Raw genomic sequence first — 17,766 nt, 5'->3', positions numbered from 1 at the left:
TGTGTTATTCAGATTTATTCAGTGTCTACCATACCAATCCTTTCTTTTGCATCTCTTTGATGAACCCATCTTTCCCATCCATGTATCCGATGATACCGTTAAGATATTGTTTCGCTATTTAAAATCCAAAATCGACTCACCATCCCCAAGTACCAGGAGCGCCTTTAAATGGGCCAACAATATCACTGGTTATCCAACCGCCGTAGAAGTTACCTGGTTGTGGTTGCACCTCTTCGCCATTAACATAGCATTTATCCATTAAATGAGCATAAAAAGCCACATAGTCCTTGATAGATTCAAAGGCTGGTGTGGGTTTGGGGTAGAACCAGGCAGCATTATGGACTTGTTTATCACCAACTCGGATTGTGTAGTAACCAGCACTTCCCTTCCACTCACAAAAGCTAGATTGCGGAGTCATCTGTAGATATTCCATTTTGATATCCGCTGGAGGAATATAGTAAGAAGGAGGATGACTGGTTTCTAAAACACGTTTGGCGCTGTGAGTATCTACAATTACTACTCCGTTAAAGATTATTTGGATATGTTTGGTTGTGTCCTCCAAAAGAGGAGGACGGGGATAATCCCAAACTGATTCTTGTCCGGGAGCAGGTTCGATGCGTTGAAAATTAACCATCATTAAGAGTATTGAGTTCTAAAAGAGGAAAAAGTACTTAGTACTAATGTACTTAGTGAAGCAGCAACTCTCCTTGTGGAGTGACTGCGGTCTTTTAACTTAACCCTCTTCATCGTACCTGTTTAAGAGCATCAACTTGTTTGGTAAATAACTCAGTGAATAAACTAAGCACAGTCCGTTCTTCGCGCACTTTGATATTGGCACTGATGGACATACCTGATTGCAAGTTAACTTTTTTGCCCTTAATCATTAGAGATTGTTTATCTAATGAGACTTTTGCCGGAAATCTGTAAAACTGATGTGTTTGGTCTGGCGGTAATGCGTCTGAACCTATCTCATCCACTTTTCCCTTAATATCGCCAAACTCGCTGTAAGGAAAGGAGTCGATTCTAACATCTACTTTCATCCCTTTTCGCACAAACCCAATATCTTTGTTAGTTATGAAAACTTCCGCGATATAGTTTTCTTTGGGGACTATTTGCAACAGTTTTGTAGTTGGAGTTGCGACAAATCCAGGATTTTTTGCTTGCAAATCGAAAACTGTGCCAGCTACAGGTGCGCGGAGTTCTTGATATTTAACGTTTAACTGTGATTGAGATATTTTACTATTGACATCTGCCAAACGCTGCTCATTTTCCAGCACAACTTTCATAAATTGGCTATCGATTGTGGCAATCTGCTGTTTGTTCTGGGCTATCTTATCCAAAATATTTTTATCAGAAACAGCCACCGTATTGCTTAACTCTTGTTGTCCTTTTTCTATATCAAACTGGAGACGTTTCAGTTCTTCACCTAGTTGCGCTACTTCTGCCGTGCGGTTTTGAACTTCTTGTTGCTGGTTGAGATACTGAAGTTGAGAAATCCCACCTTCTTCTGCTAATATCTTCAGCTTATTTAAAATCCCCTCTTGAATAGCTAAACTTGATTTACTATCTTCCAGCTTAATTTGATTTTGAACCAGTTGTTTTTTGGTTTTTTCTACTTCTAATCGTGCTGCGGAAGACCGAGAGTCTAATTCCTGTTTGGCAACTCGTAGAAGTTGTTGTTCATCAATTCCTACTCCAGAATCTTGACCAGAATTTTTTAATTGAGTGCGGAATAATTCATTTTCTGCTACTAATGCTGCCCGACTTTTCAACAGAAAAGCAGTTTCTTGTGGCAAATTACCGCGCAAATATAACAGTTCAGATCCGTTGGCAGTACTTGCATTCATCAATCGACGATAAATCTGGTTTTCTTTCATTAATGCAAGGCGAATTTTATTCAAAGAATTTAATTCGGCAACAGAGGCTATGGAATCAAAAGTTAGCAGTAAATCACCTGGCTTCACTTCTTGTCCATCTTTTACATTAACTGTTTTCACCACTCCACTCACAGGAGCCTGAACTTCTTTGACTGTTCCTTGGGGTTTTAATTGCCCGGTTGCTGGCACTACTTGTTCAATTTTTGCAAAATAGGTCCAACCAATACCAAAGCAGGCTAGCCCCACTAGTGTAATCATGATTGTACGCGACCAAATTGGAGATTGGCGCAAGACAATAGATTGCTCAAATTCCAGATTGTTTAAGTTAGTTAAAGACTCTTGAGCAGCTTTTTGTTGTTTTGTCAGTACCTGTGAATCGTGCTTCACTCCATTTTTGTGATTGCCGTTTTTGTGATTGCCATTGAGGTGATTCCCATTAAGTTGAGTCATAACGATTTTGGGTTTTGGACTTGTCGTGAGCGTTCAGTCGAACGATTTTGAATTTTTTGTGGGTTGGGCAATGTTTCTCGATGCCAAAAACCTTTGCCCTCAAGAATGACTAATTACAAGTTTACATCTTGTTGCTGATACAGGTAATAATAATGACCCTTAGTAGCCATTAATTCTTGATGGCTACCTTGTTCTATAACCCTGCTGTTATCCATTACAACAATCATGTCTGCATTACTTACGGTGTTCAGTCGGTGGGTAATAAAAAATACTGTATCACCCTTGAATGCTTTGGCTAAGTTGAGACATATTTGCCGTTCTGTGGGATAATCTAATGCGCTAGTTGCTTCGTCTAAAACTAATAATTTTGGTCGTTGTAATACTGAACGAGCGATCGCAATTCTTTGTCGTTGTCCACCTGAAAGTGCAGAACCCCGTTCTCCCACCCGCGTGTTGTAACCGTTGGGTAAGTTCATGATAAACTCGTGGGCGCAGGCAACCTGAGCCGCTTCAATAATTTCTTCGGTTGTGGCATCAGGATTGGTTAGGGCAATATTTTCCTGAACGCTGCCGTCAAACAATAATGTCTCTTGGGGAACTACGCCAATTTGTCGTCGCAGCGAATAAAGTTCCACTTTGGCAATATCATAACCGTCAATCAAAATTCTGCCAGACTCAGTTTCGTAAAGTCTCAGCAGTAACTTCATCATCGTACTTTTACCAGACCCACTTTGTCCGACAATGCCGACAAATTTCCCTGGCTCAAATTCGAGGTTGACATTAGAAAGTTGCAGAGGGCCACTTGTGCCAAAACGGAAGGAAACATTTTCATATTTCACTGCTCCCTTAATCGTCGGTAAGGGTATATTGTAGCGGTCTGTTTCTCCTTCTTGTGGCGTATCGACAATATCGCTTAAACGCTCTAGAGACAAGGCAGTTTCTTGGAAGCTTTGCCAGAGTTGAGCTAAACGTAATATTGGGCTGGTAACGTAACCCGATATAATCCTAAAGGCAATTAATTCGCCTAAAGTTAATTCTTGTTGCAGTACTAAATAAGCTCCTACCCACAAAACTAGTAAGCTGCTGAGTTTGTTGAGAAAGTTGCTGGTAGAGTTAGCGAGGGTAGAAGTCACAACTGTTTTAAAGCCAGCGGCGACAAACCGGGCGTAACGCTCTTGCCAGGAAAAGCGCGATCGCAATTCGATATTTTGCGCTTTTACTGTTTGAATTCCTGACATCACCTCCACTAAATAAGATTGAGTTTCGGCGTTGCGTTCGGCTTTGGCACGTAACTGTCTACTAATGGTGGGAGAAGCAACTAAGGTGATAATCACAAATATTGGAATTGTGCTTAAGCCGACTAACGTGAGTTGCCAACTGTAAATCAGCATTACACCGATATAGACCAGCGAAAACAAAGCATCTAATCCGACTGTTAAAGCAGTACCAGTCAAGAATTGGCGGATATTTTCTAGTTCGTTAATGCGAGTAGAAAGTTCACCCACTGGTCGGCGTTCAAAATAGCGCAGCGGTAGACGTAGTAAGTGGTCAATGATTTGCGATCCTAAACCCATATCGATCCGGTTAGTAGTATCGACAAATAAGTAGGTTCGTAAGGTAGTCAATACTGCTTCAAATAGCCCAACTACTAATAGCAAAACACCCAAAATATGTAGTGTGCCAATGCTATTTTGAGTGATAACTTTGTCGATAATTAACTGAACAACTAGCGGATTTGCCAGCGCTGCCAACTGCACGAAAAACGAAGCGATAAAGACCTCTATCAGGACTCGACGGTGCTTTGACAAATAGGGCAGAAACCACCGTAAACTAAAGCGTTCTTGGGGTGTTTGATTGGTCGCAGTCAGCAGTAATACCCTAACTTTGGGCGGAAAGTCAGTTGGATCGACATCTAATTGTTCAACCAATTGAGCGGGTTTGCAGCGCACAATTCCTTTGGATGGAACACCTACAACCACGGTATTGGCATCTACTTCATATAAAACGGCAAAATTATCACCGTAGCGAATCAGCGCTGGTGTCGGAATGCGCGTCACTGAAGCGACTGGTAATTCTATCAACTGCGCCTTCAGTCCGATTAACTCTGCCAGGTAAGCAGTAACTTGAAACGATATAGTCCCCTGACGTTTGACTTGCTCAGTTAAGATGCGGCGAACTACCTCTCGCCGAAACGGCATTTCTAGGTACTTCGCGATCATTTGGAAGCAGGCGAAGGCTGAATTTAGTTCTCCTTTACCGCCAAAAAATGGGTATTTTTGTTTTGACGAATTCTTTGAGTTTTGGGGTGCTGTCTGTGGAACTATTTCGTCTGATGCGTAGGGAATAATCTCTAGGTCGCCAGCGCTATCTCTATCTACTCTGGTTTCAGTTACTGCAAGTTCTATCTCATGACTATCTTCTAAGATCAAATCTGACGGATGTATACCAAGCAAGCGTGCGGGGTTTTGACCGATAACCTGAATCTTGTCTCTGTCATCGTCTGATTCTAAGCGATCGCCAGGTGAGAAATTCGTGACTGTACCACCGCCACTCACAAACCAAACGCTTTTGCTATCCAGTTGGTTGAAGGGAGTTTTTCCGGAAGGGAGATAATGTATTTTCGCCTGGGGTAAGGCTTTTTCTGTCAGTTCTCTGAGATTTAAGGTAGCGATCGCTTGCTTTTGCCAATAGGAACCGAGAATATCGAAAACTTCTACCAAATAGCTGCGGTTCTTCCGAGCTTCCGCAAAAGCTGGGTATGAAGCCAGAAAGCTAAAATATGCTGATGCACTCAAGGTTAAACATACTACTTCGGTGGAAGCGATCGCTGTTTCACAGGCGATATCGCGTAACAAACCTATTTCACCAATAATTTCCCCCGGTTGCATTAATTTTAGGGTAATTGGCATTTGCGTCTGAGGGTCGTATCCCAACAGGCGCACTTGTCCCTCATAAATGATGGTGATGCGTTCCGGGAGACTTTCTTTACCAATGATCTTCTGGCCTATACGATAGCGCCAGGCTTGCAGTTGTTCTGATAGATTAGCGATCGCTCCATCTGGCAACTGCTCAAACCCCTCTAGGGTGGTGAGAAATTCGGGAAAAGTGTTCTTAATATAAGTCATATAAAACAAGTTAAAGTGAGTAATTAAGTCGAAAATATTAGGGAGTATATCTTTTAATAACAGTGGCAGTTTTTGGTTTTATGCCAACAGTGACAATACTTATGGGTAATTTAGGCGTTTAAATGTGTAACAGCATACAGGGGAATTTAGTCTAATTGCAGACCTGTATTTATATCACACGGTTACGATTGTTACGCATTTTTCAAAATCAAGCATACTGTAAATAGATCGAGGACAAGTTATCACTTGGTTAACGCTACATAATTTATACAAAATTAAACTCAATATTGAGGATTGCAACTATGCAATATCGATATTCATCATCAAACTAAAACACATAAACATGGCTGTTAAATTTAGAGATGTATATTTTACTTTATGATAATCAACATGAAAATATCACAGATGCTTTCCTAAGTAAATACCCTAGTTAAGAATTATGTAATAAAAAAACTTTAAATTTCTGAATTATTTTTTACAAATTCTTGAATACAGGGATTGACAATATTACTAATGGCGAAAAACAGGAGCTTTCCTCGTCAAACATTACCTATACCTGATTATGAAATAACTCTCCATCACTTTTTTACTCGCTTAATTTAATAAAAATTAACTGAAAAATTAAAGGGGAAAATTGTTTGGCACCCTAGAGGAATCAACTATTAAATTTATGAAGAAAAGACAACAAGTGCCTTCAGTAAATTTACTAGTTTAATTAATAGTGAGTCTATCTAATCGTTATGCATAAAATAACCTCACCCCGCAACCGGGATGAGGTTGTATTATTTTTCTAAGTAATTACTCGAGTTTGCTCTAGGCAAGATTGACACTCAAATTTATCTGTACAATCATATCGTTGTAATCTTTATCACCACCATTGGCTAAATCTTCAAAACCAAAGGTGTTATTTCCCAACAGTCGAATGTGATCTACCTTATCTGAGTTAGCACCCAAAAATGAAAAGTAAATCTTCGGATCGTTATTGGCATTATTATCGAGAAACTTATCCGCTTTACCATTGATAATAATAAAGGGTGCAAATAACGAATCAGTTCCGAAAGTGCTGGTAGATGTTGCCGAACCTTGATTGCTCACCGTCAAGTCAACGCCTGTAACACGCCCACGCACAGCGGCTTCGGCATAACCTGCTTGTCCAACGAGAATATCTGCTTTACCATCGCTATTGGTGTCAATGCCACCATTTTCATCAGCCACCCGATAAAAACCGACAAAGTTGTTCAGTGCAGCTTCTCTATAAACCTTGAAGTCAGCTTTTACCGATTGTCCTACACCCCGTAAATCAATCAGTTCGCCTTCCTTTTTGCCTTGCAAATTTGTACCCAAAGATATTTCTTGATTTGTTGCCTGAACCGTTACAGCAAAATTTTGGAAGTTAAGAGAAAAGCCTTCCTCTCCTGTGTTAGTATTTGTGGCTGAGGAAAAAACGACACTTGAAAAAGATGCTTTTCCAGACAGTATAGCCTGAGTAGTACTGTTGGATACGCTATAGAATCGGAGTTTGGTATCAGAGTCAAATTCTAAGACGTTATTCACATCGTCATGCTTGAAACCCTTGGGCATATTAGCAAGGGAAAAGAAAATCACCTTGGAGCGTAAAAGAGCAGCTTGTGTATAGCCTTCTGCACCAGGGGCTATGCCATCAATCTTACCTTCATCATCATCAACATTAAATACACACAGCTCATTCACCTCTTTAAAAGTGCTGGTTTTAATTTTGATGGAGATTTTTGCTTTCTTGCCTTTAGTCTTCAGCTTAGTCTTGACACTAAAGATATCGCCTGTAATTAATGTGAATAGAGTAGTAGGAGTATTTTTATCGGCAACCCCAAGCGTAAATATATCACTAGCTTCCTCTCCAGCAATATCTTTAGCAGTGACTTTGATGTTTAGATTACCTACATCCTTAGTTGTGGGAGTCCCACTGAAGGTAAGAGTAGCAGCATCAAACTTCAACCAAGTAGGCAGTAGGTCATCGTTTTCTAGAGTTGCAGTGTAACTCAGGGTATCTTCAACATCTACATCGCTGAAGGTGTCAACTGGAAGGGTGAAGTTGAAGACACTATCTTCGGTGGTTTCTTGATCAAGAATTTCATTTGCCACCTCTGGCGCATGATTGAAAGGCGCACTAAACAACGCCACCGCCGAGTCATCATATCCAGCAGTATAGAGGTATTTGCCATCGGAGCTGAGAGCTAGAGAAACCGCACCACCAAGTCCATCGACACCATCTGTATCATCTTTTTGAACTTCTACAAAACTTAGTTTGCCTGTGGTTGTATCCCGCTCAAACACCGCCACCGCCGAGTCATCATATCCAGCAGCATAGAGGTATTTTCCATCGGGGCTGACAGTAATGAAAGAGACACCACCAAGCCCATCAACACTATTGATACCATCTTTTTGAACTTCCACAAAACTTAGTTTGCCTGTGGTTGTATCCCGCTCAAACACAGCTACAGCCGAGTCATCATATCCAGCAGCATAGAGAAATTTTCCATCGGGGCTGACTGTGAGGGATTTAGCACCAGCAAGTCCATCGACACTACTGATACCATCTTTTTGAAATTCTACGAAACTCAGTGCGCCTGTGGTTGTATTCCGCTCAAACACAGCTACAGCCGAGTCATCATATCCAGCAGCATAGAGGAATTTGCCATCGGGGCTGACGGTGAGGAATTCAGCACCAGCAAGCCCATCGACACCATTTGTATCATCTTTTTGAAATTCTACAAAACTCAGTGCGCCTGTGGTTGTATCCCGCTCAAATACCGCTATCGCCGAGTCATCATATCCAGATGCATAGAGGAATTTTCCATCGGGGCTGACGGTGAGGGATTTAGCACCACCAAGTCCATCGACACCATTTGTATCATCTTTTTGAACTTCTACAAAACTCAGTGCGCCTGTGGTTGTATCCCGCTCAAATACCGCTACAGCCGAGTCATCATATCCAGCAGCATAGAGAAATTTTCCATCGGGGCTGACTGTGAGAGATTCGGCACCAGCAAGCCCATCGACACCATTTGTATCATCTTTTTGAATTTCTACGAAACTCAGTGCGCCTGTGGTTGTATCCCGCTCAAATACGGCTACAGCCGAGTCACTATATCCAGCAGCATAAAGAAATTTTCCATCGGGGCTGACGGTGAGGGATTTAGCACCAGCAAGCCCATCGACACCATTTGTATCATCTTTTTGAACTTCTACAAAATTCAGGATTTTCTGCGTCATATTTCCCTTGAGATTGCAAAATAGTTTGTAAAAGTAATGTTCTTTTCTAGCAAAGAGAAGAATGTACTATATAGCTTATTGTCTGATTTTTATTCAAGCCTCAGTAGATATACTACGTATTTTCCAGCTTAAAACTGATGTAAGGGCTTTATTAGCAATCGAATTTATACATACATAGTTGAAGTTACTATGCGCAAATAAAACAACCCCATCCCGAAAGCGAGATGAGGTTGAAAGCTGTAACTATTTCTGCAAATTATTTAGATGTCTACAATAGCTCGATCTATACAAACCCTCATCTTTTCAGATAGAGTTCGGACATGAGGTTCTCTAAAAATAGAGTCGTGGTTTCCTGGGACATTTTGAATATCCAAACCTCCTAAGACCATTTCACTCCAACCCATTTGGGGGTCAACCTCGCGTTTTTCTAATGCAACACGCTCTTCTGCTCGGAATACAGTGACTCGACCTGGATAAGCTTTTAGAACGTATTCTCTGGCTGCCTGTTTATTGGCCTCTTCGATTGTTAATTTACGGTAGTTATAAGGTACAGTCCGCCAGATTCTTAAGGAAAATTTAAAGAGCAATTTTCGGAACTTTTCTTGAAGTTTATACTTCAGCCAAGAGCTTTTGTTCCTGATTTGCTCAAGCATGTAATTAGTCCCAAGTTTTGTCAGGTTGTCCCAATGCTGAGAAACTCGCTTTTCTAATGGCGCTTGTTTAATATAATTTGGGCCGGTAGTATCAAATAAAGCTAACAGAGCTACTTTTTGACCTTGTTTTACGAGTTGTTGAGCCATTTCCCAAGCTACTAGTCCACCAAAGGAGGAACCACCCAAAAAATAAGGGCCTTCAGGTTGAATAGTTTGTATCTCTTTGATGTAGTGAGCCGCCATTTGTGCAAGCTTGGTAAAGGGAGCTTCTTTCCCATTTAATCCTCGTGCTTGTAGGGCATAAAATGGCTGATTTTCACCTAAATGAAGTGATAAATCTCGGTAGTAGAGGACACTTAAACCAATTGCATGGATACAAAAGAGAGGTGGCTTGGAACCATTGGGCTGCATTGGTACTAGCGATGACCAAGGCATCGGTTTTTCTGAGTTGATACTAGTATTACTCTCAACCTGATTATGGCTTTCTGGCAAAAATCCTTGCTGGCGAATGAAATTGGTTAATTGCTCAATAGTTGAAGATTGCAAGAGAATAGCTAAAGGCAGATTTAGACCAAATGTCTTTTCTATCTGAGAAAACAGGTGTACTGCAAGTAGTGAGTTTCCACCCAAATCAAAAAAGTTGTCTTTTATGCCAATGGGATGAATACCTAAAAGGTTTTCCCAGATTTTAGTTAACTGAAGTTGTAATGGATCTTCTGCTGTGGCAAATATTTTTTCTATTTTAGAATGAGTTGGATTCAGCCCAGATAAGGCTTTGCTATCAACTTGACCATTAGGATTCAATGGCAGAGAATCGACTATGAAAAAGGCAGAAGGCAACAAATTTTCAGGCAGCTTTTGCTGGAGAAAACTCAGCAGTTGCTCGCTTCCAAAAGTCTCCCCTTGTTTGGGGACAACATAAGCAACTAAACTTTTATCCTCAAGAACATCTTCTTTGGCAATCACCACAGTTTTTTGTACGCCTGGATATTGACCCAAAATTGTTTCAATTTCAGCCAACTCAATGCGAAAGCCGCGAGTTTTTACCTGATTGTCTAAGCGGCCTAAAAACTCAATATTGCCGTCACTTAAGTAGCGTCCTAAATCACCAGTTTTGTAAAGGTATGCTCCAGATTCGCTGCTAAAGGGATTGGGAATAAATTTCTCAGATGTTAATTCGGGACGATTAAAGTAGCCTTGGGTAACACCGATACCGCTGATGTAGATTTCGCCAGTCACGCCAATAGGGAGGAGTTGCGATCGACGATCAAGGATGTAGATTTGGGTATTGGCGATCGCCCTTCCTATAGGAATTTCTGACCGAGTGTTACTGGCTTCAGTTACAGTCTCCGGATCGTAAACCGTAGCGGTTAAAGTTGTTTCTAGCGATCCATAAGCATTCAGCCAGCGTACTTGCTTGCCAACTTTTTCTACCCAAGTTAGATAAGCATGGCGTGAGACTTTTTCACCACCAACCATGACTAAGCGCAAGCTGGCTGGTAAGCTTTGGGGAGACACAGATAGCTCCTTGACTAACTCATACCAAAAAGATGTGGCTAGATTAACAACAGTAATTTGTTGTTGAGCAATGAACGGGAAAAACTGCCCCGTTGATTGCATCTCCTGAGACTGGAGAATTGCGGTAGCACCAGTAATCCAAGTGGGAAAGAGTGATTCAATGAAGGTATCGCAGCTAATACTAGGTATGATTAGTAAGCGATCGCTCTGAGTCAACTCCCAAGTTTCGCTAATTGCCAAGCTGTGGCTGACAAGATTATGGTGGGTAATAGCTATACCGTTGGGTTTTCCATTGCAGCCGGATACATACATTACACAGGCGAGAGTCCGATCTGTGCCATAACTTTCTGGATTTTCAGTCACGTGTACGGCGATAACTTCCCAATCACTATCCAAACAGATAGCTTGTGCCTGATGCTCAGAAAGCTTCTCAACTAATGAGCTTTGGGTTAACACCAAAGATATTTGGGCATCTTCTAAGATGACAGCCAGACCATCTTGCCCAGATGTTGGAGCGATCGGTACGTAAGTTCCACCGACTTTCAAAATACCCAACAGCCCCACAATCATCTCCAGGGAAGGCTCTAGATAAAGACCGATGAGTACCCCCGATTCTACCCCTAAAGTTTGCAAATAGTAGGCTAGTTGATTTGCCCGCTGGTTAAGTTCCTGATAAGTTAAGTGCTGATTTTTAAAACTGACTGCAATATTATTTGGAGTTCTTTTAGCTTGAGTTTCAAACCAGTGATGGATACAAGTATCTTGGGGATAATCAGCTTGTTTGCTATTCCACTCAACTAACAATTGATGTTGTTCGGGTGCTGTCAACAGGGGTAATTCAGCAATCGGGCGATCGGGATTAGCAACAATACCTTCGAGTAAAGTTTTGAAGTGTCCCAACATCCGCTTTATGGTACTGGCATCAAACATCTCGGCATTGTAATCAAATACCATGCCTAGACCATTATCCTGTTCCCGCAAGACCAATGTCAGATCGTATTTGGTTTTGCCATGATAGATGTAGCCAAATAGAGAAGTGATAGTCAAATCAGGTAGTTGCACTGATGCCATACCACGACCATTCGACCAAGGAGGATTGAGGGAGAATTTTACCTGAAACAGGGGTGAAGTATTGCGACTTCGCTGTTCTGGTTTAAGTTCTTCAATTAGCTTCTCAAAGGGTAGGTCTTGATGGGTATAAGCCTCTAAACAATCCTTACGCACTCGGTCTAATAATTCTCGGAAAGTTGGGTTGCCTGCAAAGTTACTCCGCAGTACAAGAGTATTAGAAAAAAATCCTATCAGCCCCTCGGTTTCAACTTGCCCTCGACCTGCACTTGCAAAGTTAATTAGTAGGTCTTCTTGTCCAGAATAACGGTAGAGCAATAGCTCGAATGCTGCTAGTAGAGTCATGAACAGGGTGACACCCCATTTTTGACTCAGGTCTGTCAGGGCATGGTTTAGCGCCTTTGATAGCAGCAGGGCAGCGCGATCGCCTCGATAGGTTTGCACTCCTTGAGGACGGGGGCGATCGTAAGGTAACTCAATGATGGGTAAATTGCCTTCTAGCTTTTGCTTCCAGTAGTTTACCTGTGATTCTAAAACCTCTCCTTGGAGCCATTGATATTGCCAATTTGTAAAATCAGCATACTGTACTGGTAAAGGAGTTAAAGGAGAAACCTGACCTGCTGATAATGCTTTATAGATGGTAATCAGGTCTTGATAGAACAGATCGGATGAAGCACCATCACAAACTATGCAGTGCATATTCCAAATTAGCAGATGTTCGCGATCGCTCAACCGTAGCAGTAACACCCGCAAAATCGGCCCATTGCCTAAATCAAAGGGTTGATGAGCTTCTTTAGTTGCCAGTAGGTGAGCTTCCGGCTCTCGTTGTTCATTTGGTACTTGCCGCAAGTCAATTATTGGCAGTGTCAAGGAAACATCGGTAGCAATGACTTGAGTGGGTTTTCCATTCACTGCTGGAAAAGTTGTCCGCAGAACTTCATGGCGACGGACAACTTCTCTCAAACTTTCCTCTAAGACAGCAACATTCAGATTCCCCGTAAAACGCACAACAACTGGCATATTATTTGAGGAACTATCAGGTTCAAACTGATGGAGGAACCATATCCGTTGCTGACCAAAAGAAAGCGGCAAGTTGCCATTCCTTTCACAAGCGACAATTGGGGGAATCTGTGAACTGGCGGCTGTGTTAATTTGTCGGAGAAAGTTGATGATCTCGGCTTTTTGAGTTTTTAACTCGGTCAGCAATTCTGGTGTGAGACTATCTTTTGCGGCCCGATAGCGTAAGCGTTGGCTATGCCCGCCGCAGGCATCGCCCTCTAGCCAAAGTTTGACATCGCGCTGACGTAGCTCAGATAGCAGTTCATCTAATGTTTTCATAGCTCACCTTCCTCGTAATCATCAGCTGTTTCACTCTCAGCAGCCTGAACGCCTTGGGTTGCCCACCGCAGAGTTTCCACTCGTTCAGCCAAATCCGCTACCGTTGGTAATTCAAATAAATTGGACATCAGAATTTCTGCTTGCAAGGCTTGGCGAACTCGAGAAACCACTTGAATTCCTAGCAGAGAATATCCACCCAATTCAAAAAAGTTGTCGTTAATCCCAACCTGTTTGACATTAAGAACCTGCGCCCAGATATCTGCAATCTGCTGTTCAATGGGAGTGCGAGGCGCTACATAATTTGCCTCCAGTTCCGGACGGGAAGCATCTGGTTTTGGCAATGCCTTGCGATCGACTTTGCCATTGGGGGTTAACGGCATCGCTTCTAGTGCCATAAAGATTGTTGGCACCATAAAGTCAGGAAGTTGTTGTTTCAAAAATCGACGCAATTGCGAAATCACTTCCAAGTTATCTTGACCAGTTTCGGCAACAACATAACCGACTAAACTAGTCTCGTTAGGAATGTCTTCTCGAACAATGACAACGGCTTCTTTTACTCCTGGATGTTGCAGGAGTGCGGTTTCAATTTCACCCAATTCTATGCGGAAACCACGCAATTTTACCTGATAGTCGATACGACCCAAGTATTCAATATGTCCATCTGGTAAATAACGAGCTAAATCTCCAGTTTTGTATAAGCGCGATTTAGGGTTTGGGCTGAAGGGATTAGAAATAAATCTTTCAGCAGTCAGTTCGGGACGATTTAGATATCCCCTTGCTAGTCCTTCGCCACCAATATACAACTCACCTGATATACCAATGGGAACGGGTTGTAAATGGGAGTCTAAAATGTAGATTTGCGTATTAGCTAGAGGGCAACCAATGCCTATTGGTTTATTTGCCGTTGTCACCTTGTAGCCTGTTGACCAAATCGTTGTTTCTGTAGGCCCGTAAAGGTTCCACAGACAAGCTCCCTTCGGTAATAATTGATTTGCGAGGTCTTGAGGTAAGGCTTCACCTGTGGAAATCATCTTGAGTTGAGGACTACCTTGCCATCCGGCTGCCAGGAGTAAGCGCCAAGTAACCGGTGTCGGTTGCATAAAAGTTGCCCCGGAGGTGGTTAGCACTTTTAACAGTTGTGTGCCGTCAGCCGCAACTTCACGGCTCACCAACACCAACTTCGCACCTACAGACAGGGGTAGAAAAATTTCTGAAACGGCAATATCAAAGGATAGGCTAGTAACAGAGAGGAGAGTATCTTCAGCAGTTAAACCGGGTTCTTTAGCGATCGCATTCAGGAGATTAACAGCATTCTGATGTTGAATTTGAACGCCTTTCGGTTGACCTGTCGAGCCAGATGTATAGATGACGTAGGCTAAGTTATTGGAAGTGACGTTATGTGTTGGGTTATCTAACCCGTAATCTATGGATTGCCAGTTGCTATCAAGGCAAACAATCTTTGCTTGATGATTGGGTAGCCCCGACTTTAGCTTCTCCTGCGTTAGTAGCACTGACACCTGAGCATCTTGCAGCATGAAAGCTAAACGTTCTTGAGGATAAGCATAATCTAATGGTACGTAGGCTCCCCCGGCTTTGAGAATGCCTAAAACTCCTACAACCATTTCCAAGCTGCGCTCGACACACAGACCAACCAGAACTTCTGACCCTACTCCTAAGCTTTGGAGATAATGGGCTAGCTGATTGGCTCGCTGATTCAGTTCGTGGTAGCTAATTTGTTCATTTTCAAAAACTACAGCGATCGCATCTGGAGTCTTCTCCACTTGAGTTTCAAACAGCTGGTGAATGCAGATATCTTGGGGATAAGCTGTTTGAGTATTGTTCCATGCTGCTAATAACTGTTGCTCAAATGCTGGCAAAATTGGCAATTTAGCAATAATTTGATTAGGGTTAGCAACTATACCCAATAACAAAGTTTCAAACTCTGCCATCCGGCGGCGGATAGTATCAGCGTCAAATAAGTTAGTGTTGTACTGGCATTCGAGGATAAGTTCACCATGCGATTCCGTAGCATTGATAAACAGTTCAAAATTCTCGAATGCGCGGGGATTGGAGAAAAATTCTACCTCTAACCCGATAAAAGGAAGTCGATCGCTGTCTAAAGCTTGATCGACATTAAATATAATTGGTACTAAGGGAATGCGGCTAGAATCCCGTGGTAATACTAATTTTTTGACCAGACTGCCAAAGGTAAATTGTTGATGATCGTAAGCATCTAAGACAGCCGATCGCCGCGTTTGCAAGTAGTCGCTGAAAGATTTTTCACCATTAATCTGGCTACGCAATGGTAGTAAATTTACACAGTGACCTACAAGATTATATTGCCCTAAAGCAGCTTGTCCGGCGGCTGGAATACCTACAACTAAATCGTTTTGTCCTGTCAGACGGTGTAGCCAGACCTCGAATCCTCCCAGGATCGTAGTCATAAAGCTACAACCGAGTTTTGTTCCTAGTTGTTTGAGGTTGGTAACTAATTCGGGATTTAAATGCCAATCTTCGCGAGCGGCATTAAAGGTTCTGAGTGGGGGACGGGGGCGATCGCTAGGGAAATCGAGTACAGGTACAGAGTCAGCGAATTGTTGTAACCAATATTGTTCTGTGGCGATCGCTTCTGGACTATCCGCCTCTTCTTCCTGCAAAATCGCATATTCACTTAAGTAGTCTGGTTCTTCTAATTCAGGAACAATACCCTGTTGCAAGCCAGAATAAAATTTACCCAAATCTGGCATCAGTACTGCCCAAGACCAACCATCACATATAATATGATGAGCTGTCAAAATAGCTAGATGCTCCTGCGGCTGCAATTTGACAATTTTTGCCCGAAATAGAGGGCCATGTTCCAAATCAAAAGGTTGCTCTACCTCTTGTCGCAAGATACTAGCTAATTTTTCCTGTTTTTCCTGTGGTTCTAAGTTAGACAGTTCAATAATCGGAATTTCAATTTGCCGAGAAGCAACAATGCAGAGTGTATTGCCATCGGTACTAAAAGTTGTCCGTAGTGCTTCATGACGTTGTACTAACTTTTCCACCGCAGACTGGAAAACTTTGACATCAAGTTCGCCTTTTAGTCGCAGAGATTGAGACTCATTATAAGCACAATTAGCAGCATCGCCCATTTGCACAGAAGCCCAAATTTCTTTTTGGGATTCTGTAGCGGGGGCGGTTAGAAGTAATTCTCCATCTGCAAATGGATCAAAATCAACCGCAGTTAATGTCGATTGGTAATCTACAGGTGATAATGTCATAAAACTCTATTATTTTCTCAGTTTATTGAATGTGGACAAATCTCAATCTTTTTTATATTCCTGACTTTAAATACCTTGTTTAGCCAAGATTGTAGACTTTAAATAATTACGTGCGGGGACTTCTACAAATCTATATGTCAATGATGCAGCCAATAAGACAATCATAAGAAATACTCCTAAAGATGTCAACGATTGATATCCTGTGAATTCTTTGCCAAAAACATTGTTAAATTTATAAAGCCAGAAAAAATTTAATAATTCTTGAAGAAACCAATGAACCATATAAATTGAGTAAGAGATAGTCCCGATATATAGCATTAAGTGTGAATTGAGAAACTTTGATATTAGACTTTTGTGGTTGATAGATACAGATAAAATCAGTAGAGAAAAAGCTGGTAAAATTAGCCAATCATGAATGTTACGAAAATGATGCCAGTAGTAATGCATAATCAAAATTATCCAAGTTATAGCTATAATTCCTAGTACATTAAGATTAAAATACTTTTTATAATTACCTCTATGATAAATTTTGTAAGTTATAATACCAAGGATGCATTCTAGCCCACATCTAGCTATCGAAGGTATGCCAATAATAGTATCTAAATTTCCACGGGTAAAGGTAATTAATAGTAATATACAAAATAGAGTAGAACTATAAATTATCCAATCATTTTTAGATTTGTTTCTTAATAAAACTAATAATAAAATTGGAAATATGCAATAAATAAAAAACTCTACACTTATTGACCAAGCTGGCTCATTCCAATAAGTAGTACACCATAATAAAGGTGGGCATTTTATGTCAAATGCTTGGAGAAGAAAAATATTGGAAAAAAGAGCTGTTAAGTTAAATTTACCAGTAAAAGCAGAAGTGTTTAGGAAAAGTAATTTTACAACCTCTAATCCAACAAATAGAGAAATAATAAATATATGCAGAGGATAAATTCTAGCAAAACGCGAGAATAAATATGAACGATAGTTTTTTAAACTGACTTTTAAACAAAAAGTCTCTGCATAAACGTGGGTCATGATAAAACCACTCAGAATAAAGAAAAAATCAACCCATAAATATCCATTTTGAAAAAAATTAGTATAGGCTGATAAAGTTGAACCTGTTTTCGGTAAACCGTAGTAAGAAAAATGGTGTATAACAACAACCAAGGCTGCAATACCGCGTAAAGAAGTGAGCGATTTGATGTGTTTATACATTGATATTTTTGGT

At 41.3% G+C, this 17,766-nt stretch carries 7 protein-coding genes; all 7 read right to left on the bottom strand.

Annotated elements, in window-relative coordinates; translation table 11 throughout:
• Window positions 1-136 precede the first annotated feature (136 nt).
• Window positions 137-634 carry a DUF427 domain-containing protein gene (locus V7K53_RS15080; RefSeq protein ID WP_322696519.1) on the bottom strand — a complete coding sequence of 166 codons (498 nt, stop codon included), beginning with the start codon at window positions 632-634 and terminating at the stop codon, window positions 137-139.
• A 109-nt stretch (window positions 635-743) separates the two neighbouring features.
• Window positions 744-2,327: an HlyD family efflux transporter periplasmic adaptor subunit gene (locus V7K53_RS15075; RefSeq protein WP_335198326.1), complete on the bottom strand. Its 1,584-nt coding sequence runs from the start codon at window positions 2,325-2,327 to the stop codon at window positions 744-746.
• A gap of 113 nt (window positions 2,328-2,440) precedes the next feature.
• On the bottom strand, window positions 2,441-5,452 hold the full coding sequence (locus V7K53_RS15070; RefSeq protein WP_335198325.1) for a peptidase domain-containing ABC transporter: 3,012 nt from the start codon (window positions 5,450-5,452) through the stop codon (window positions 2,441-2,443).
• A gap of 813 nt (window positions 5,453-6,265) precedes the next feature.
• Complete coding sequence (locus tag V7K53_RS15065; protein ID WP_335198324.1) at window positions 6,266-8,704, bottom strand: beta-propeller fold lactonase family protein; 2,439 nt, start codon at window positions 8,702-8,704, stop codon at window positions 6,266-6,268.
• Window positions 8,705-8,964: 260 nt separating this feature from the next.
• Window positions 8,965-13,281, bottom strand: coding sequence for an amino acid adenylation domain-containing protein (locus tag V7K53_RS15060; protein ID WP_335198323.1), 4,317 nt, complete (start codon window positions 13,279-13,281; stop codon window positions 8,965-8,967).
• Window positions 13,278-16,544: a non-ribosomal peptide synthetase gene (locus tag V7K53_RS15055; protein ID WP_335198322.1), complete on the bottom strand. Its 3,267-nt coding sequence runs from the start codon at window positions 16,542-16,544 to the stop codon at window positions 13,278-13,280. The genes V7K53_RS15060 and V7K53_RS15055 overlap by 4 nt, the downstream gene beginning before the upstream one ends.
• A gap of 66 nt (window positions 16,545-16,610) precedes the next feature.
• Window positions 16,611-17,753 carry an acyltransferase family protein gene (locus V7K53_RS15050; protein WP_335198321.1) on the bottom strand — a complete coding sequence of 381 codons (1,143 nt, stop codon included), beginning with the start codon at window positions 17,751-17,753 and terminating at the stop codon, window positions 16,611-16,613.
• Window positions 17,754-17,766 lie beyond the last annotated feature (13 nt).

The sequence above is a fragment of the Nostoc sp. genome, from assembly GCF_036917355.1.
Classification (GTDB): Bacteria; Cyanobacteriota; Cyanobacteriia; order Cyanobacteriales; family Nostocaceae; genus Nostoc.
This window is presented reverse-complemented; position numbering and strand designations above follow the sequence as displayed.